The organism is Streptomyces sp. NPDC005794 (assembly GCF_042871445.1).
Taxonomy (GTDB): Bacteria; Actinomycetota; Actinomycetes; order Streptomycetales; family Streptomycetaceae; genus Streptomyces.
On sequence record NZ_JBIAIN010000019.1, the window covers coordinates 1 to 17,701 of the forward strand.

Below are 17,701 nucleotides of genomic sequence, written 5' to 3' on the forward strand. Positions count from 1 at the left end.
CACCGCGGCAACCGTCTCCTCAAACGCGCCTTGTTCCAGGCTGCGTTCGCCGCGATCGGCTGCAAGAGCGACCCGTCCTCCCGGATCTACTACGACCGCCAACGCGCACGCGGCAAAACCCACACCCAGGCCATCCTCCGCCTGGCCCGGCAACGCGTGAACGTCATCCACGCGATGATCCGCAACGGCACCCTCTACGAACCTCGCGCCCTCGACCTCGCCGCCTGACAACCACGCCACCCCTACCTTTTCCGGTCCACCGCACCCGTCACCGGCACGACCACCCCGTCGCGCCGGCCACCGGGCTGCCCGCACCACACCCGATCCGCCGGGAACATCCCACTTCGCGGCACGTTCCCGGAAACCAACACGAACCCCGACGAACCAGCCCCGCCAGGGTTGACGAAACAGATAGGGGCACCCCCCTTCGAGGGCCCGGACGTGCGAGGCGTCGACCGCGGCGTCCCCCATGTCCAGCAGGCCGGCTCTGCGGAGTTCCGCGAGGAGGATTTCGTGCAGGCGGGGCCAGACGCCGACCTCGGTCCAGTCCCGCAGGCGCCGCCAGCACGTCACCCCGCTACAGCCGATCGTCTCGGTCGGCACATCCGCCCAGGTCACATCCGTGCGCAAGACGTAGACGATCCCGCGCAGAGCCGCACGGTCATCCATTGGCAGGCGGCCCGGATACCGCCGACGCCGCGGCGGACGAGGAGGGAGCAGCGGCGCGACACGTTCCCACAGATCATCAGGCACAAGATCATCCGACACCTGGACCACTCTGCCGCCACCGGATCCGATCGCCAAGCCCTCACACCGAACTCATCCCGAAAAAATCAGTGAAGGGTGTCCGCGCCTTTGTCAAATGCCTCCCTGTGTCGTTCGACTTCGGGGAGGTGGTCGGCGGTCCAGGAGCGCAGGATCGAGAAGGGCTCCTCAAGCGTGCGGCCCAGCGGTGTGATCCGGTACTCCACAGCAACGGGGCGTTGCATCAGTACCCGGCGCTCGACGAGGCCGTTGCGTTCCAACCGTCGCAGTGCCTGCGTCAGCGATTTTTGAGTGACCCCATCGAGCTCTCTCTTGAGCTCGTTGAAGCGTCGCGGCTGCCGGCACAACGCGGCCAGCAGCAGATGACCCCACTTGTCCAGCAGCTGATCCAGGAGCTCGCGCTGCGGGCCAACGATGGTCTCGTGACCGGCCCGATCTTCGCGGATACCAGGTTTCTTTGAAGTACCTGCCATGTACCAGGTATACCAGAGATACCGGCGACCCAAGGGAATCTCATGACCGAACAGTCCCTGCCCAGCCTCAATCTCAAGCGCCAGGACGGAGTGCTATGGGTCTCAATTGACGTTCCGCCCGTCAACCTGATGACGGCGCAGCTCATGCTCGACCTGGACGCCGTCGCTGCATCGGCCGAGAATGATCCCGACCTGCACGTCATCGTGGTCCAGAGCGCTAATCCGGAGTTCTTCCTGGCGCACGGCGACCTGTCATTCGTGGAGGACCCCGCGACCTACGCCGCCCTCCCGGTCGCGGAGGAGACGCTTGTCGGGACGGGCCCGATGATGCGGCTTCATGAACGCTGGCGGCGTCTGCCTCAGACCACCATCGCCAAGGTCGCGGGACTCGCCCGTGGCGGTGGAGCCGAGCTGGTCTCCAGCCTGGATCTGCGATTCGCGGCCCTCGAGACTGCGGCGTTCGGCCAGTTCGAGGCACTGATCGGCATCGTGCCTGGAGCCGGTGCAACTGCCCACCTGCCCCGCCTCGTGGGTCGCGCTCGCGCTCTCGAGATCGTGCTGACAGGCGGGCTCGTCGACGCGGCGACTGCCGAGCGGTGGGGTTGGGTGAACCGAGCTCTGCCCGCCGCAGAACTGGATGAATATGTTGAGTGGGTCGCACTGGCCATCGCGTCTCTGCCCGACGGTGTCCGCGCCGCGGCTATCGAAGCAATCGACGCGGCCGACGGCACGCTTGAGGACGCACTGCGCGCGGAAAACCGCCTGCTCGGCGAAACGTTCACTCCCGCGTCTGGAGAGCTTGCCCGGGCAGCGCTCGCGGCCGGGGTTCACACGCGCGAGGTGGAGCTGAACCTCGAAAAGGCGCTGCGCGCGAACCTCGTCCGACATTCGTAACGAATCGCCCTGCGCGGGTGGAGTGCAGAAGTTGTCCGTACGGTCCGTTTGGTAATTCGGGTCGAACGACCGTACGGGCCGCCTCCAACTCTGTGAAGCTGATTGTTTCGGGATGAGTTCGGTGTGAGGGCTTGGCGATCGGATCCGGTGGCGGCAGAGTGATCCAGGTGCCGGATGATCTTGTGCCTGATGATCTGTGGGAACGTATCGCTCCGCTGCTGCCGCCCCGGCCGCCGCGCCGTCATCGGCATCCCGGACGCCTGCCGGCGGACGACCGCGCGGCCCTGCGAGGCATCGTTTTAGGTACTGCGTAAGAACGTGAGCTGGAGAGATGTACCCGCCGAGCAGACCGGGTGCAGCGGCGTGACAGCGTGGCGGCGGTTGCGGGACTGGACCGAGGCCGGGGTGTGGTCCCGCCTGCACAAAGTGCTCCTGCCGAGCTGCGCAAGGCAGGACTGCTGGACATGGACGACGCTGCGATCGACGGCTCACACGTTCGAGCCCTCAAAGGGGGGCTCACACCGGGCCTTCGCCGGTCGACCGCGCACGGCCGGGCAGCGAACGCCACCTGATCGTCGACCGGCACGGCACCCCTCTCGCCGTCACCCTGACCGGCGAAAACAGGCACGACGTCACCCAGTTGACACCCCTACTGGACGCGATCCCCCGCATCCGAGGACTTCGCGGACGACCGCGGCACCGGCCAGGCCGGCTCTTCGCCGACCGCGGCTACGACTACGACAAGTACCGCCGCATCCTCCGAGCCCGCGGCATCACACCCAAGATCGCCCGCCGAGGCGTCCCGCACGGATCGGGACTGGGCAAGACCTGCTCGGTCGTGGAACGGACCTTCGCCCGGCTCCACCAGTTCAAACGCCTGCGCATCCGCTACGAGATACGCGCCGACCTCCACCTTGGCCTGCTCCCACTCGCCTGCAGCATCATCTGCTTGCGACGCCCACGAACCTCATTCTGAAACGATCAGTAAGCCCCGCGCTTGCCGCCCATTCAAGGGCAGCAAGCGTGGGGCCTTTCTTATTCCGACAACCTATCCGCCCCCCGGCAGCGCTTTTAAACCCTGGTAGGCCTCGCGAAGATCCGTCGCCTCCGGAAGCTGTCGGGCTTCTACCGCGTTGACCACTTCAAGTGCACGCCAATGATTCGATGGGACGATGCGACCGGACAATATAGCCCGCTGCGCTGCGTTGCACGCCTCATCCAGCCGGTCACCGCCTAGCAAATCCAACGCCAAATCGATATTCGCTGACGCCACTCGGCGCGGCCATTTCTCCACATCGCCAGCGGGAGCAAGTCGCGCGATTACCTGCCGTGCGTAGTCTTCCGCTGCGGGATCTCCAACCCATGCGAGCGTCGCTGCTGTGTAGGCCAGCGCCTTGCCGGGGTCGTATTGGTAGTGATGTTCGGTGCCCTTGTGCGGGACGAGTGCGGCCGACATGCGCTGAACTCGCTCTATGGCCGAGTATGTTCCAGACTCTTCCCCGAGCCGTGCTCTTGCCCCTCCCTCTTGTGCCGTCGATTGGATTGCAGCCGAGGTTCCGGCTGGTGCCAACTTCTGTAAACGCTGAGTAGCACCCGGATGTGATGGACCGGTCCTCAGGCCGGGTTGGGCGTACCTGTGACGACGTCCACCGCGTGGCGGCGGTGGGCGGCGAAGAGGGGGAGGGCGGCCTGGGGGTCGCGGGCGCGCAGGGCGGCGGCCAGTGCGTGGTGCTCCTGGGGGATGCAGCCGAGGTAGCCCTCGGTGCTGAGGCCGATGCGGGTCAGCAGGAACAGGTGGACCTGGCAGCGGATGGACTCCCAGGCCGCGGCGAGGCGCTGGTGGCCGGTGGCGGCGAAGACGGCGTCGTGGAAGGCGATGTCCAGGCGGACCATGTCGTGCGGGTCCGTCGTGTGCTCCATCAGGCCGGCCGCCTTCTCGATGGCGACGAGGTCCTCCTCGGAGGCGTGCGTGATGGCCTGATGGACGGCGAGGTCCTCCAGCGCGCCGCGCAGACTGTCGAGCTCGGCGACATCCTCGGCGGACAGCGTGGTGACGACGGTGCCGCGGTGCCAGGCGCAGTGCACGAGTCCCTCGCGCTCCAGTACGCGCAGAGCCTCACGCACCGGACCTCTGCTGACTTGCAGGACGCCGGAGAGTTCGACCTCGCGCAGCGGTGCCCCGGGGGCGTATGCGCCGCTGAAGATCGCCTCCCGGATCCGGTCGGCGACTTCGTCGGCCAGTCCGCGACGGCGGGCGGGGGCCACCGCGTCTATGACGTGCGTCTTCTCCATGGCTTAATGTTAACATTCCTCATGTTGGCGCAATGTCAACATTGCGACAAGTTGAGCGACCGGCCATCCGGCCAGAAAAGAGGCGATCCATGAAGGTGTTCCAGATCGGTGCCGCCGGAAGTGTCGGCAGGAGGCTCGCCGGCCTGCTCTCCGAGCGCGGCGACAAGGTGACCGGCATGCACCGCAGCCCGGCCCAGGCCGACACGCTCCGTGCGACCGGTGCGACGCCGGTGACCGGCGACCTGATCGCCGCCTCCGTGGAAGAACTCGCGGGCAAGCTCGCGGGGCACGACGCAGTGGTGTTCTCGGCCGGCGCCCATGGAACCGGCATGGACAAGACCACCCTCATCGACGGCAAAGGCCTGGAGAAGGCAGCCGACGCAGCCGCGCTCGCCGGGGTGACACGGTTCGTCCTGGTTTCGGTCTTCCCCGATGCGCTGCGCGGCGGCGAGGCCGGTGAGGGCTTCGAGCACTACATCAAGGTCAAGAAGAGCGCCGACGTGTACCTGGCGCGCACCGATCTCGACTGGCTGATCGTCCGTCCCGGGACCCTGCTGGACACCCCCGGCAGCGGCCGGGTCACCGCCGGGCCTGCCGTCGAGTACGGCGACGTGCACCGCGACGATGTCGCCGCGTTCATCGACGCGGCTCTGCACGAGCCCGCCCTCAGCCGCGTCGTCGTCGAGCTGACCTCCGGCGACACCCCCGTCGCGGACGCGGTCGCCCGCCTGGCTTCCTGAGCCCGGCGCCCCACCCACCCCCGCATCCACACCAGAGAAGGACAACCACCATGACTGCCATCGACTCCTACAGCCACGGCGTCTCGGGCGAGCACGAGTTCGGCTTCGCCCAGGCCATCAAGGTCGAGCACACGATCTATGTCTCGGGCCAGCTCTCCCACGACGACACGGGCAACTTCCTCTACGCGGACGACTTCGAGGCCCAGACCGCGCAGGTCTTCGCCAACTTCGAGAAGGTCCTCGCCCACTACGGCGCCACCCGCAACCAGGTCGTCTCCGAGACCCAGTACGTCGTGGACCTGCCGAAGTACAACAACGCGATGGCGGCCGCCAACCTGGCCTACTTCGGCGACCACCGCCCCACCAGCAGCACCATCGGCGTGGCCTCGCTGTTCTTCCCCGGCCAGCTCATCGAGACCAACTTCGTCCTCGACACCCGTCTGCCCGCCTGATGGCGCAGGCGTACTGGAGCTCCGTCTTCACCAGCTCCGCGGACGAGACATGGGCGGTCGTCCGGCAGTTCAACGGCCTGCCCGACTGGCACCCGGCCATCCGGGCGAGCGAGATCACCGGGGGCGGCAACGGGCTCACCCCTGGTGCGGTCCGCCTTCTCACCGGGGTGGACGGCAGCATGTACCGGGAACGGCTCGTGGGCCTGGACGAGGCCGGCCGGAAGCTGAGTTACGAGATCGTCGAGGCACCGCTGCCGGTCCGCGGCTACCGCTCGACGCTGCACGTCCAGCCCGTCGCCGACACCGGCGGCGCCTTCCTCAGCTGGCACGCCACCTTCGACCCGGCCCAGGGCACCACCGCCCAGGAAGCCGCCACGGTCCTCGAAGCGGCCTACGCCCCCGCCCTCGCAGGCCTCCATACCCTCCTCGCCTGACACCGGACGGCAGCCGCCCCGTCCGACGACACCGATCACGAAGGAAGCACCACCCCCATGAGTTCCCTGTTCGCCCCCCTCACCCTGCGATCCCTGTCGATACCCAACCGGGTCTGGATGTCCCCGATGTGCATGTACTCCGCCGCCCCCGAGGGCCCGGACACCGGTGCGCCGACCGACTTCCACCTCACCCACCTGGCCTCGCGCGCCGCCGGCGGTGCGGGCCTGGTCATGGCCGAGGCCACCGGCGTCCGGCCCGACGGGCGCATCAGCCCCTGGGACCTCGGCCTGTGGAACGACCGCCAGCAGGAAGCGTTCACCCGCATCACCGAGGCCATCAAGGCCCACGGTGCCGTCCCGGCCATCCAGCTCGCGCACGCCGGCCGCAAGGCGTCGGTGGACAAGCCCTGGCTGTCCGACCGCTACCTGAGCGAGTCCGAGGGCGGCTGGCAGCCCGTCGCCCCCAGCGCGATCGCCTACGACGGACTCGCTGTCCCGCACGAGCTGACCGTGGAGGAGATCCAGCAGCTCGTACGCGACTTCGCGGACTCCGCGCGGCGCGCGCTGGCCGCCGGATTCCAGGTCGCCGAGGTGCACGGCGCCCACGGCTACCTGATCAACTCCTTCCTCTCCCCCGCCTCCAACCACCGCACCGACGCCTACGGCGGCAGCTTCGAGAACCGCATCCGCTTCGCCCTGGAGGTCGTCGACGCCGTCCGCGCCGTATGGCCCGAGGACCTGCCGGTGTTCTTCCGCACCTCGGCCACCGACTGGCTGACCGAGAACCCCGAGGACACCCGCGAGGGCTGGACCGGGGACGACACCGTCCGCCTCGCCAAGGAACTCCAGGCCCGCGGCGTCGACCTGCTCGACGTGTCCACCGGCGGCATGGTCCGCGACGCCAAGATCGTCGCCGGACCCAGCTACCAGGTCCGCTTCGCCACCCAGGCCCGCCAGTCCACCGGCATCCCCACCGCCGCCGTCGGCATCATCACCGAGCCACAGCAGGCGCAGGACATCCTCACCAGCGGGCAGGCCGACGCCGTCTTCCTCGGCCGCGAACTGCTCCGCAACCCCTACTGGGCCCAGCACGCCGCACTCACGCTCGACGCCGAGCCGACCTGGCCGGACCAGTACGCCTACGCCGTCAAGCGCCGCAAGCACTGACCTCCCCGTACCGCCACAGCCTCCGCCGCGCCGCCCTCACCAGGGGAGGCGCGCCGAACCACCGCACCGGGAGATCCCCATGAACCACCTGCAGGACAAGGTCGTCGTCATCACCGGCGCCTCCTCCGGCATCGGCGCCGTCAGCGCCAAGGCCCTCGCCGTCCGCGGCGCCAGGATCGTCGCCGCCGCCCGCGGCCAGGAAGACCTCGACCATCTGGTCGCCGACATCGAGAAGGCCGGCGGCACCGCCGCCGCCCGGCTCACCGACGTCACCGACGCCGCGGACATGCAGGCGCTGGCCGACTTCGCCGTCGACACGTACGGGCGTATCGACGTCCTCGTCAACAACGCCGGACTGATGCTCTTCTCGTACTGGAAGGACCGCGCGCTCGACGACTGGAACCGGATGCTCGACGTGAACATCCGCGGCTACCTCAACGGCGTCCACGCCGTCCTGCCCGTGATGCTCCGCCAGAAGTCCGGCCACATCCTCAACATGGACTCGGTAGCCGGACACCAGGTCGGCGACGGCGCCGGTGTCTACAGCGCGACGAAGTTCTTCGTGCAGGCCATGACCGAGTCCATGCGCAGGGAACTCGGCGTCCGCGAGGGCATCAAGGCGTCCACGATCAGCCCAGGCGTCATCGACACCGGCTGGGCCGACAAGGTCACCGACCCCGCCGGACGCAAGGCCGCCCAGGAGCTCAACACCATCGCCATCAGCCCCGAGGCCATTGCCGACGCCGTCGTCTACGCCCTCGACCAGCCCGCCGACGTCACCGTCAACGACCTGATCGTTTCCCCCACCCGTCAGAACTGGTAAGCGCCAGGCACTCCACGCCGCACGGAAGGAACCCCACCCATGTCCGGTCCTGCCTCCCCCATTCCCCGCTTCCACCTCGCCGTCCCGGTCGACGACCTGGACGCTGCCCGCCGCTTCTACGGCGAGACCCTCGGCCTGGAGCAAGGCCGCAGCGCAGACACCTGGGTGGACTGGAACCTGCACGGCCACCAGTTCGTCACCCACCTCGCCCCGGCCCGCGCCGAACGGACGCACAACCCGGTTGACGGCCACGACGTCCCCGTACCGCACTTCGGGCTGATCCTGACCGTCGACGCCTTCCACCGGCTCGCCGAACGGCTGCGCGCCGCGGACACCGACTTCGTCATCGAGCCCTACGTGCGCTTCGCGGGCGAGGCCGGCGAGCAGTGGACGATGTTCCTGCTCGACCCTGCCGGCAACGCCCTGGAGTTCAAGGCGTTCGCCGACGACTCCCAAGTGTTCGCAGCCTGACATCCTCCGTGGACGGTGGAGGGATTTCAGAGGGGCTGCCCGACGGTCCACCTGCGCCGCCCCGGCGGGCTCCCCATGCCGCACCGGCAAGGGCAAGGTGGCGATCCAGTACCACACCGCCCGCTTCCGCCTCGTACCCCAACTCGCCAAGGCGCTCAGTGTGCCGACCCCCGCCGTACATAAGCCGGGTTCGGCCTGGACCGAGCTGCCCCGCCCCGTAGGCGCCGGCGCCGAACCGGTCGGGCACGTCCGCCTCGGATACGCCCGCGCCTCGACCGCCCGGCAGTCCCTCCACGCGCAGCTCGACTCCCTCGCCGAGGCCGGGGGGGCACCCGGGTCCTCTCCTCCGGTACGGGGAGGAAGCACATGCCCGGCATCGCGAACGCGTCCGCGCCGATGACGATCTCGTCCTCGGCCTCGGCCTCGGCCTCGCACAGCACCTGCCAGTCGAGCACCCCGCACCAGAAGCGGGCCGGCGACGGCAGATCGTGGGCATCGACGGCGAGGTGGTAAAAGCGAACGGCCATGCCTGCCAGGGATACTGGCAGGCATGGCCGTTCGCCGTCACAACGGACGACGACTGGAATCAGACGTTGAAGCCGAGTGCGCGAAGCTGCTCGCGACCATCGTCGGTGATCTTGTCCGGGCCCCACGGCGGCATCCAGACCCAGTTGATCCGCAACTCGTTGACGATGCCGTCCGTCGCGGACTTCGCCTGGTCCTCGATGACATCGGTCAGCGGACAGGCCGCGGACGTCAGGGTCATGTCGAGGGTGGCGATGTTGGCGTCGTCGATGTGGATGCCGTAGATCAGGCCGAGGTTGACGACGTCGATGCCCAGCTCGGGGTCGACCACGTCGTACAGAGCCTCGCGGACCTCCTCCTCGGAGGCCGGCTTGGTCGTAAGAGTCTCGTTCTCGCTCATGCCGTCTTCCCTTCGGACAGCGCCTGCGCCGTCGCGTCCTTCCACGCCATCCAGCTGAGCAGCGCGCACTTGACCCGGGCCGGGTACTTGGAGACACCGGCGAACGCGACGGCGTCCTCCAGCACCTCCTCCATCGCGTCGTCCGGCTCCAGCTGACCCTTGGACTGCATCAGTTCCAGGAAGGTCTCCTGGATCTTCTGCCCCTCGCCGAGCCGCTTGCCGACCAGCAGCTCGTTGAGCACGGAAGCGCTGGCCTGGCTGATGGAGCAGCCCTGGCCCTCGTAACTGACGTCGGCGATGGTCTCGCCGTCGTACCTCACGCGGAGCGTGATCTCGTCGCCGCACGTCGGGTTGACGTGATGCACCTCGGCGTCGCCGTCCCGCAGGCCACGCCCGTGGGGGTGCTTGTAGTGGTCCAGGATCACTTCCTGGTACATGGAATCAAGCTTCACCAGTCAACCCTCGCCCTTAACCGAAAAAGTTCCGCACGTGTTCCAGACCGTCCACCAGGGCGTCGACCTCGGCGGGCGTGGAGTACAGATAGAACGACGCTCGCGTCGTCGCAGGAATTCCGTACCGCAGGCAGACCGGCCGTGCGCAGTGGTGTCCGACCCGGACGGCGATACCCAGCTCGTCGAGTACCTGGCCCACGTCGTGGGGGTGGATGTCGCCGAGCGTGAAGGAGATCGTCGCGCCGCGGTCCTCGGCCGTGGCCGGACCGATGATCCGGAGGTCGGGGACCTCCAGGAGACGCTTCACCGCGTACTCGGTGATCGCCTGCTCATGGCGGTGGATGTTCTCCATGCCGATGGCCGAGAGGTAGTCCACGGCCGCGCCGAGGCCGACGGCCTGCGCGATCGGGGGTGTACCGGCCTCGAACTTGTGCGGCGCGGGCGCGTACGTCGACGAGTGCATCGACACGGTCTCGATCATCTCGCCGCCACCGAGGAACGGCGGCAGGTCCTCCAGGAGTTCCTGCCGTCCCCAGAGCACGCCGATGCCCGTCGGACCGACCATCTTGTGGCCGGTGAAGGCCACGAAGTCGGCCTGCAGCGCCTGCACGTCGAGCACCATGTGCGGGGCCGCCTGCGAGGCGTCGATGCAGACCAGCGCGCCGACCTGCTGGGCACGGCGGATGATCTTCTCCACCGGGTTGATCGTGCCCATGATGTTGGAGACCAGCGTGAAGGAGACGATCTTCGTCTTCTCGGTGATGATCTCGTCGATGTTCGACAGGTCCAGCCGGCCGTCGTCCGTGATGCCGAACCACTTCAGCTTCGCGCCGGTGCGCTGCGAGAGCAGCTGCCACGGCACGATGTTGGAGTGGTGCTCCATCTCCGTGGTGACGATCTCGGTGTCGCTGTCGACCCGGTAGGGCTCGTCGGCCCAGCCGAGCATGTTGGCGACGAGGTTGAGCGACTCCGAGGCGTTCTTGGTGAAGATCACCTCGTTGCGGCTGGGTGCGTTGATGAAGGCCGCGACCTTGTCGCGAGCGCCCTCGTACAGCGCGGTGGCCTCCTCGGCGATCGTGTACACACCGCGGTGGACGTTGGCGTTGTGCCGCTCGTAGTACTCGTTGAGCGCGTCGAGGACCTGGCGCGGCTTCTGCGAGGTCGCAGCGCTGTCCAGGTAAACGATCTTCTTGCCGTCGTGGACCGTGCGGTCCAGGATCGGGAAGTCCTTGCGGATCGCCTCGGTGTCGAGGAGGCCGGAGAGCCCCTGTCGGGCGTCAGTCACGCGACCGTACCTCCTGAGTTCGCTCCGCTCACGGGGCCACCCTTCGTGTAGGCCTCGTAGCCCTCGTTCTCCAGCGTGTCCGCGAGCTCGGCGCCACCGGAGGCGGCGATCCGGCCGTTGGCGAAGACATGCACGTAGTCGGGCTTGATGTACTTGAGGATGCGCGTGTAGTGCGTGATCAGCAGGGTGCCGACCTCGCCGCTCTCACGCACCCGGTTGACGCCTTCGGAGACGGTCTTCAGCGCGTCGACGTCCAGGCCGGAGTCGGTCTCGTCGAGGATCGCGATCTTCGGCTTGAGGAGCTCCAGCTGGAGGATCTCGTGGCGCTTCTTCTCACCGCCGGAGAAGCCCTCGTTGACGTTGCGCTCGGCGAAGGCGGGGTCCATCTGGAGCTCGGCCATCGCCTCCTTGACCTCCTTCACCCACGTCCGCAGCTTGGGGGCCTCGCCGCGGACGGCGGTGGCGGAGGTGCGCAGGAAGTTGGAGACCGAGACACCGGGGATCTCGACCGGGTACTGCATGGCGAGGAACAGGCCGGCGCGGGCCCGCTCGTCGACGGACATCTCCAGGACGTCCTCGCCGTCCAGGGTCACCGTGCCACTCGTGATCGTGTACTTGGGGTGACCCGCGAGCGAGTACGCGAGGGTGGACTTGCCGGACCCGTTCGGGCCCATGATGGCGTGGGTCTCGCCCTGCTTCACGGTCAGGTCGACGCCCTTGAGGATCTCCTTCGTGGCGTTGTCGGCCTCGACGGAGACGTGCAGGTCGCGGATTTCAAGCGTTGCCATGGGTGACTCAGGACTCCTGGGTGACGGAGACGAGCACATCGTCCCCTTCGATCTTTACGGGGTATACGGGGACGGGGCGCGTCGCGGGAAGACCGGACGGCTTGCCGGTGCGGAGGTCGAAGCTCGATCCGTGCAGCCAGCACTCGATCGCGCAGTCCTCCACCTCGCCCTCCGACAGCGAGACGTTCGCGTGCGAGCAGATGTCGTTGATCGCGAACACCTCGCCCTCGGTGCGGACGAGGGACACCGGCGTGCCGTCGAGCTCCACCCTCTTGGGGGTGTCGTCCTCCAGCTCGCTCAGCGCACAGGCTTTGACGAAGGCCATCTCAGACCGACGCCTTCAGCTCGGTCTCGATCTTGTCGAGGAGACGGGCTTCGACGTCCGGCAGACCGATCTGCTGGACCAGCTCGGCGAAGAAGCCGCGCACGACGAGTCGGCGGGCCTCCTCGGCCGGGATACCGCGGGACTGCAGGTAGAACAGCTGCTCGTCGTCGAAGCGGCCGGTCGCCGAGGCGTGGCCGGCGCCGACGATCTCGCCGGTCTCGATCTCCAGGTTCGGTACGGAGTCGACCCGGGCACCGTCGGTGAGAACCAGGTTGCGGTTCATCTCGTAGGTGTCGGTGCCCTCGGCGGCCGCCTGGATGAGGACGTCGCCGATCCAGACGGCGTGTGCGCCCTCGCCCTGCAGCGCGCCCTTGTAGGCCACGTTGGACTTGCAGTGCGGGGCGTTGTGGTCGACCAGGAGACGGTGCTCCTGGTGCTGGCCCTTGTCGGTGAAGTACAGACCGAAGAGCTCCGCCTCGCCGCCGGTGGCCGCGTAGGCGACCCGCGGGTGGAGGCGGACCACGTCGCCGCCGAAGGTGACGACGATGGACTTGAAGGAGGCGTCCCGTCCGATCAGCGCGTTGTGCTGACCGACGTGGACGGCCTTCTCGTCCCAGTCCTGGACGGAGACGACGGTGAGCTTCGCACCGTCGCCCAGGACGTAGTCGACGTTGGCGGCGAGCACCGCGTCACCGGTGTGGTCGATGACGACGACGGCCTCGGCGAAGGCGCCCAGCTCGATGACCTGGTGGCCGTAGGCCACACCGCCCTCGCCGTGCACCGCGATCCGGACCGGCTCGGTGAGCACGGCCTCCTTGGCGACCGTGACGACCGAGGCCTGCTCGAAGGACGAGTACGCCTGGGCGGCGACACGGTCCACCGGGGTGCCCGCCCTGCCGAGCCGCGCGTCGTCGCGGCCGACGGTCTCGACCGTGACGCCGGAGGGCGCCTCGATCACGACCTTGACACCGCCACCGGTCGCGACGGCGGTGCCGTCGTGCAGCCCGCGCAGCCGCTCCAGCGGCGTGAACCGCCACTCCTCCTCGCGGCCGTGCGGGACCGGGAAGTCCGCGACGTCGAAGGACGGGGGCGCGCTCATGCGCGTGGCGACGGTGGACTCGGCGGCCACCGCGATGGAACCGGCGGTCGTCGAACCGGCCGGGATGTTCTGAGCCTCAGCCATGGCTGTCGTAGTGCTCGCTTTCTCAGTCAAGAACTCTTGGGACGCGGTCGGCGGGCGTATCAGCCGACCGAACCCTCCATCTGCAGCTCGATCAGCCGGTTGAGCTCCAGGGCGTACTCCATGGGCAGCTCCTTGGCGATCGGCTCGACGAAGCCGCGCACGATCATCGCCATGGCCTCGAACTCCGTCATGCCGCGGCTCATCAGGTAGAAGAGCTGGTCCTCGGAGACCTTGGAGACGGTCGCCTCGTGACCCATCGACACGTCGTCCTCGCGGACGTCGACGTACGGGTAGGTGTCCGAGCGGGAGATGGTGTCCACGAGCAGCGCGTCGCACAGCACGTTGGACTTGGCGCCCGGCGCACCCTCGCCGATCTCGATGAGACCGCGGTAGGAGGTGCGGCCACCGCCTCGCGCCACCGACTTCGAGACGATGTTGGAGGAGGTGTTCGGTGCCATGTGGACCATCTTGGCGCCGGCGTCCTGGTGCTGGCCCTCGCCCGCGAAGGCGATGGACAGGGTCTCGCCCTTGGCGTGCTCACCCATCAGGTAGACGGCCGGGTACTTCATGGTGACCTTGGAGCCGATGTTGCCGTCGACCCACTCCATGGTCGCGCCCTCGTACGCCACGGCACGCTTGGTGACCAGGTTGTAGACGTTGTTCGACCAGTTCTGGATGGTCGTGTAGCGGCAGCGGCCGCCCTTCTTCACGATGATCTCGACGACCGCGGAGTGCAGCGAGTCCGAGGAGTAGATCGGCGCGGTGCAGCCCTCGACGTAGTGGACGTAGGCGTCCTCGTCGACGATGATCAGCGTCCGCTCGAACTGGCCCATGTTCTCCGTGTTGATACGGAAGTAGGCCTGGAGCGGGATCTCGACGTGCACGCCCTTCGGCACGTAGATGAAGGAGCCACCGGACCACACGGCGGAGTTCAGCGAGGCGAACTTGTTGTCACCGACGGGGATGACGGTGCCGAAGTACTCCTTGAACAGCTCCGGGTGCTCCTTGAGCGCGGTGTCGGTGTCCATGAAGATGACACCCTGCGCCTCGAGCTCCTCGTTGATCTGGTGGTAGACCACCTCGGACTCGTACTGCGCGGCGACACCGGCGACCAGGCGCTGCTTCTCCGCCTCCGGGATGCCCAGCTTGTCGTACGTGTTCTTGATGTCCTCGGGCAGGTCCTCCCAGGACTCCGCCTGCTTCTCCGTGGACCGCACGAAGTACTTGATGTTGTCGAAGTCGATGCCCGACAGGTCGGAGCCCCAGTTCGGCATGGGCTTCTTGCCGAACAGCTTCAGGCCCTTGAGCCGGAGCTTGAGCATCCACTCCGGCTCGTTCTTCTTCTCCGAGATGTCGCGGACGACAGCTTCGGACAGGCCGCGCTTCGCCGCCGCGCCTGCCGCGTCGGAGTCGGCCCAGCCGAATTCGTACGTACCCAGACCCTCGAGCTCAGGGTGGGCAGTCTCCGTAGGGAGCGTCATGCGGGGTTCCTCCCGGCCGTACTTGCAGATACTGAATGGGTGGTCTGTGAAGCCTGTGGTGCTGCGGGGCTGCCGCGCGGAACGAACGTCGTGCACACACCGTCGCCGTGGGCGAGTGTGGCGAGACGCTGCACATGGGTCCCGAGCAGACTGGAGAAGAATTCCGTCTCCGCCTCGCACAGCTGCGGGAACTGCTCGGCTACGTGCGCGACCGGGCAGTGGTGCTGACAGAGCTGCTCGCCCTGCTGGGGACCCGGCGCGCTACGCGCCGTAGCAGCGTACCCGTCGGCGGACAAGGCCTTGGCCAAGGCCTCGGTGCGCGCTTCGGGGCCCGCGGCCTCGATCACGGCGCGGTACGCCTCGGACTGGGCGGCCATCCTGGCGCGGGCGAAAGCGACGAGCGCCTCGTCCCCCGCCGTGTCGGCGATCCAGCGCAGCGCGTCGGCGGCGAGCTTGTCGTAGGACTGGTCGAACGCGTCCCTGCCGCAGTCGGTGAGGGCGAAGACCTTGGCCGGACGGCCGCGGGTCCGCGCTCCGTAGACCCGCTGTTCGCGGGGCTCGACCACATCGTCGGAGACGAGGGCGTCCAGGTGACGGCGCACCGCGGCCTGGGTCAGCCCGACGCGCTTCGCCAGATCGGCGGCGGTGGACGGGCCGTGGTCCAGGATGGAGCGCGCGACGCGGTTGCGCGTCGAGCGCTCACCGGTCGCGAGTTCCTCCTGAGGAGCCTCGCCAACGTATTTCACAACGCCATTGTTGCGTAATTCTTCGGGGCGTGACAACCCACCTCCCAGCCGACTGCGGTGCCCTTCGTCACTTAGGTGAACCTAAGTTGACCTGCGGAAACAAACGATCGGTGCAGGCCGTCGCAGGTGACGCCCTCGGGGGCCGGCCGGCGGCCGGGCCACCGGAATGCTCGTGGGAGCTCGGGCAACCCGGCGCGCCGGACCCCTGACCGGCCAGCCTAGACTTGCCCGCCATGAGCAGTGAGCCCGTCGTACAGGCCAAGGGCCTCGTCAAGCGGTACGGCACCAAAACGGCGGTCAACGGCCTCGATCTGGAGGTCGCGGCGGGCGCGGTGACCGCGGTCCTCGGCCCCAACGGCGCCGGGAAGACCACCACCGTCGAAACCTGCGAGGGATACCGCCGGCCGGACGAGGGGACCGTACGGGTCCTCGGCCTCGACCCGGTCGCCGATGCCGCGGCGCTCCGGCCCCGTATCGGCGTGATGCTGCAGTCCGGCGGCGTCTACTCGGGCGCCCGCGCCGACGAGATGCTGCGCCACATGGCGAAGCTGCACGCCCATCCGCTGGACGTCGACGCGCTCGTCGAGCGCCTCGGACTCGGCAGCTGCGGCCGGACCACCTACCGCCGGCTCTCCGGCGGCCAGCAGCAGCGCCTGGCGCTGGCCATGGCCGTCGTCGGCCGCCCCGAGCTGGTCTTCCTGGACGAGCCGACGGCCGGCCTCGACCCGCAGGCCCGCCGCTCCACCTGGGACCTGATCCGCGAGCTGCGCACCGACGGGGTGTCGGTCGTCCTCACCACCCACTTCATGGACGAGGCCGAGGCGCTCGCCGACGACGTCGCCGTCATCGACGCGGGCCGGGTCATCGCCCAGGGCAGCCCCGAGCAGCTCTGCCGTGGCGGCGCCGAGAACACCCTGCGCTTCACCGGCCGCCCCGGTCTGGACCTCGGCTCGCTGCTGAAGGCGCTGCCCGACGGCAGCGAGGCGGCCGAGCTCGCCACCGGCACGTACCGCATCACCGGGCGGATCGACCCGGAGCTGCTCGCCACCGTCACCTCCTGGTGCGCCCAGCACGGCGTGATGCCGGACGGCATCGCGGTGGAGCGGCACACCCTCGAGGACGTCTTCCTGGAACTGACCGGCAAGGAGCTGCGCGCATGAGCGCCGGTACGTACACCCCGCGCCCCGGCGCCGCCCCACTGCCCCGCATGATCGCCGCGCAGGCCGCGCTGGAGACGCGGATGCTCCTGCGCAACGGCGAACAGCTGCTGCTGACGGTGGTCATCCCGACGCTGCTGCTCGTGCTGTTCAGCGCGGTCGACATCGTCGACACCGGCGCGGGTGAACCGGTCGACTTCCTGGCGCCCGGCGTCCTGGCGCTCGCGGTGATGTCCACGGCCTTCACGGGCCAGGCCATCGCGACCGGTTTCGAACGCCGCTACGGGGTGCTCAAGCGGCTGGGCGCCTCGCCACTGCCCCGCTGGGGCCTGATGACGGCGAAGACCCTCTCGGTCCTGGTCACGGAGGTACTGCAGATCGTCCTGCTGACGGTGATCGCCTTCGCCCTCGGCTGGTCGCCCGCGGGCAATCCGTTCGCCGTGCTGCTGCTCCTGGCGCTGGGCACCGTCGCCTTCTCCGGGCTCGGGCTTCTGATGGCCGGGACGCTGAAGGCAGAGGCGACGCTGGCAGCGGCCAACCTGGTCTTCCTGCTGCTGCTGGTCGGCGGCGGGGTCATCGTGCCGCTGGACAAGTTCCCCGACGCGGCACAGTCGGTGCTGGGCCTGCTTCCGATCTCGGCGCTCTCCGACGGGCTCAGGGACGTCCTGCAGCACGGCGCGGCGATGCCCTGGGGCGACGCGGCGATCCTGGCGGTCTGGGCGGTGCTGGGACTGGGAGCGGCGGCGAGGTTCTTCCGCTGGGAGTGAGCGGACCGGGTGAGGCGGACCGGGTGAGCGGACCGGCCCACCGCTGATGTCCCGGGTCATCCGGGAACGGCCGACCCCTCG

General features: G+C 68.4%; 20 protein-coding genes and 4 pseudogenes. 11 read left to right on the top strand and 13 right to left on the bottom strand.

The annotated features are described in order from the left end of the window. Positions 1–228, top strand: a pseudogene (locus ACFYQ5_RS27030) (IS110 family transposase); the annotation flags it as partial. Between the two features lie 192 nt (positions 229–420). Here ACFYQ5_RS27030 and ACFYQ5_RS27035 read toward each other — a convergent pair. Further along, positions 421–768, bottom strand: a pseudogene (locus ACFYQ5_RS27035) (transposase); the annotation flags it as partial. Between the two features lie 65 nt (positions 769–833). Continuing rightward, the gene (locus tag ACFYQ5_RS27040; protein WP_081014204.1) at positions 834–1,238 is read right to left on the bottom strand and encodes a helix-turn-helix domain-containing protein; all 405 of its coding nucleotides are present in this window, start codon (positions 1,236–1,238) and stop codon (positions 834–836) included. 42 nt (positions 1,239–1,280) lie between these two features. On the opposite strand from ACFYQ5_RS27040, the gene ACFYQ5_RS27045 reads away from it, so the two are divergent. Both ACFYQ5_RS27045 and ACFYQ5_RS27050 read left to right on the top strand, forming a co-directional pair. Beyond that, positions 1,281–2,132, top strand: coding sequence for an enoyl-CoA hydratase/isomerase family protein (locus ACFYQ5_RS27045; RefSeq protein ID WP_389201229.1), 852 nt, complete (start codon positions 1,281–1,283; stop codon positions 2,130–2,132). Positions 2,133–2,299: 167 nt separating this feature from the next. Further along, positions 2,300–3,108 (top strand): annotated as a pseudogene (locus tag ACFYQ5_RS27050) (IS5 family transposase). Between the two features lie 72 nt (positions 3,109–3,180). Here the strand turns inward: ACFYQ5_RS27050 and ACFYQ5_RS27055 are convergent. Next, positions 3,181–3,588 carry a hypothetical protein gene (locus ACFYQ5_RS27055; RefSeq protein ID WP_389201231.1) on the bottom strand — a complete coding sequence of 136 codons (408 nt, stop codon included), beginning with the start codon at positions 3,586–3,588 and terminating at the stop codon, positions 3,181–3,183. Positions 3,589–3,746: 158 nt separating this feature from the next. Further along, complete coding sequence (locus ACFYQ5_RS27060) at positions 3,747–4,397, bottom strand: GntR family transcriptional regulator (RefSeq protein WP_389201462.1); 651 nt, start codon at positions 4,395–4,397, stop codon at positions 3,747–3,749. A 116-nt stretch (positions 4,398–4,513) separates the two neighbouring features. On the opposite strand from ACFYQ5_RS27060, the gene ACFYQ5_RS27065 reads away from it, so the two are divergent. From ACFYQ5_RS27065 to ACFYQ5_RS27090, 6 genes are all read left to right on the top strand, one after another. Continuing rightward, positions 4,514–5,164, top strand: a complete 651-nt coding sequence (locus ACFYQ5_RS27065; protein ID WP_389201233.1) for an NAD(P)H-binding protein — start codon at positions 4,514–4,516, stop codon at positions 5,162–5,164. Positions 5,165–5,214: 50 nt separating this feature from the next. Further along, positions 5,215–5,616 carry a RidA family protein gene (locus ACFYQ5_RS27070; protein WP_389201235.1) on the top strand — a complete coding sequence of 134 codons (402 nt, stop codon included), beginning with the start codon at positions 5,215–5,217 and terminating at the stop codon, positions 5,614–5,616. Then, on the top strand, positions 5,616–6,050 hold the full coding sequence (locus ACFYQ5_RS27075) for an SRPBCC family protein (RefSeq protein WP_389201237.1): 435 nt from the start codon (positions 5,616–5,618) through the stop codon (positions 6,048–6,050). Before ACFYQ5_RS27070 ends, ACFYQ5_RS27075 begins: the two co-directional genes overlap by 1 nt. Before the next feature lie 57 nt (positions 6,051–6,107). Next, positions 6,108–7,217, top strand: a complete 1,110-nt coding sequence (locus ACFYQ5_RS27080; RefSeq protein ID WP_389201238.1) for an NADH:flavin oxidoreductase/NADH oxidase — start codon at positions 6,108–6,110, stop codon at positions 7,215–7,217. Positions 7,218–7,296: 79 nt separating this feature from the next. Further along, entirely contained in the window at positions 7,297–8,040 is a 744-nt protein-coding gene (locus ACFYQ5_RS27085) for an SDR family oxidoreductase (RefSeq protein WP_389201240.1), read from the top strand. Positions 8,041–8,079: 39 nt separating this feature from the next. Further along, positions 8,080–8,511, top strand: coding sequence for a VOC family protein (locus ACFYQ5_RS27090; protein WP_389201241.1), 432 nt, complete (start codon positions 8,080–8,082; stop codon positions 8,509–8,511). A 335-nt stretch (positions 8,512–8,846) separates the two neighbouring features. On the opposite strand, the pseudogene ACFYQ5_RS27095 reads toward ACFYQ5_RS27090, so the two are convergent. The 9 genes and pseudogenes from ACFYQ5_RS27095 to ACFYQ5_RS27135 all read right to left on the bottom strand — a co-directional run. Continuing rightward, positions 8,847–9,038: pseudogene (locus tag ACFYQ5_RS27095) on the bottom strand (VOC family protein); the annotation flags it as partial. A 59-nt stretch (positions 9,039–9,097) separates the two neighbouring features. Then, positions 9,098–9,436 carry a metal-sulfur cluster assembly factor gene (locus tag ACFYQ5_RS27100; protein ID WP_014156915.1) on the bottom strand — a complete coding sequence of 113 codons (339 nt, stop codon included), beginning with the start codon at positions 9,434–9,436 and terminating at the stop codon, positions 9,098–9,100. Further along, positions 9,433–9,888, bottom strand: a complete 456-nt coding sequence (gene sufU, locus ACFYQ5_RS27105; RefSeq protein WP_389201243.1) for a Fe-S cluster assembly sulfur transfer protein SufU — start codon at positions 9,886–9,888, stop codon at positions 9,433–9,435. The genes ACFYQ5_RS27100 and sufU overlap by 4 nt, the downstream gene beginning before the upstream one ends. Before the next feature lie 16 nt (positions 9,889–9,904). Further along, positions 9,905–11,173, bottom strand: a complete 1,269-nt coding sequence (locus ACFYQ5_RS27110) for a cysteine desulfurase (protein ID WP_384611488.1) — start codon at positions 11,171–11,173, stop codon at positions 9,905–9,907. Continuing rightward, positions 11,170–11,961: a Fe-S cluster assembly ATPase SufC gene (gene sufC, locus ACFYQ5_RS27115; RefSeq protein WP_250289936.1), complete on the bottom strand. Its 792-nt coding sequence runs from the start codon at positions 11,959–11,961 to the stop codon at positions 11,170–11,172. Before sufC ends, ACFYQ5_RS27110 begins: the two co-directional genes overlap by 4 nt. Positions 11,962–11,968: 7 nt before the next feature. Then, the gene (locus ACFYQ5_RS27120; RefSeq protein WP_205019480.1) at positions 11,969–12,286 is read right to left on the bottom strand and encodes a bifunctional 3-phenylpropionate/cinnamic acid dioxygenase ferredoxin subunit; all 318 of its coding nucleotides are present in this window, start codon (positions 12,284–12,286) and stop codon (positions 11,969–11,971) included. A gap of 1 nt (position 12,287) precedes the next feature. Beyond that, positions 12,288–13,469, bottom strand: a complete 1,182-nt coding sequence (sufD, locus tag ACFYQ5_RS27125; protein ID WP_389201246.1) for a Fe-S cluster assembly protein SufD — start codon at positions 13,467–13,469, stop codon at positions 12,288–12,290. Positions 13,470–13,528: 59 nt separating this feature from the next. Further along, positions 13,529–14,950 (bottom strand): Fe-S cluster assembly protein SufB, encoded by a 1,422-nt coding sequence (sufB, locus tag ACFYQ5_RS27130; RefSeq protein WP_033303094.1) that lies wholly within the window; start codon positions 14,948–14,950, stop codon positions 13,529–13,531. Beyond that, entirely contained in the window at positions 14,947–15,696 is a 750-nt protein-coding gene (locus tag ACFYQ5_RS27135; RefSeq protein WP_389201247.1) for a helix-turn-helix transcriptional regulator, read from the bottom strand. The genes sufB and ACFYQ5_RS27135 overlap by 4 nt, the downstream gene beginning before the upstream one ends. Positions 15,697–15,929: 233 nt before the next feature. On the opposite strand from ACFYQ5_RS27135, the gene ACFYQ5_RS27140 reads away from it, so the two are divergent. Together ACFYQ5_RS27140 and ACFYQ5_RS27145 are read left to right on the top strand one after the other, a co-directional pair. Next, positions 15,930–16,856: an ABC transporter ATP-binding protein gene (locus tag ACFYQ5_RS27140; RefSeq protein ID WP_389201249.1), complete on the top strand. Its 927-nt coding sequence runs from the start codon at positions 15,930–15,932 to the stop codon at positions 16,854–16,856. Then, positions 16,853–17,620 (top strand): ABC transporter permease, encoded by a 768-nt coding sequence (locus ACFYQ5_RS27145; protein WP_389201251.1) that lies wholly within the window; start codon positions 16,853–16,855, stop codon positions 17,618–17,620. The genes ACFYQ5_RS27140 and ACFYQ5_RS27145 overlap by 4 nt, the downstream gene beginning before the upstream one ends. Positions 17,621–17,701: the final 81 nt, after the last annotated feature.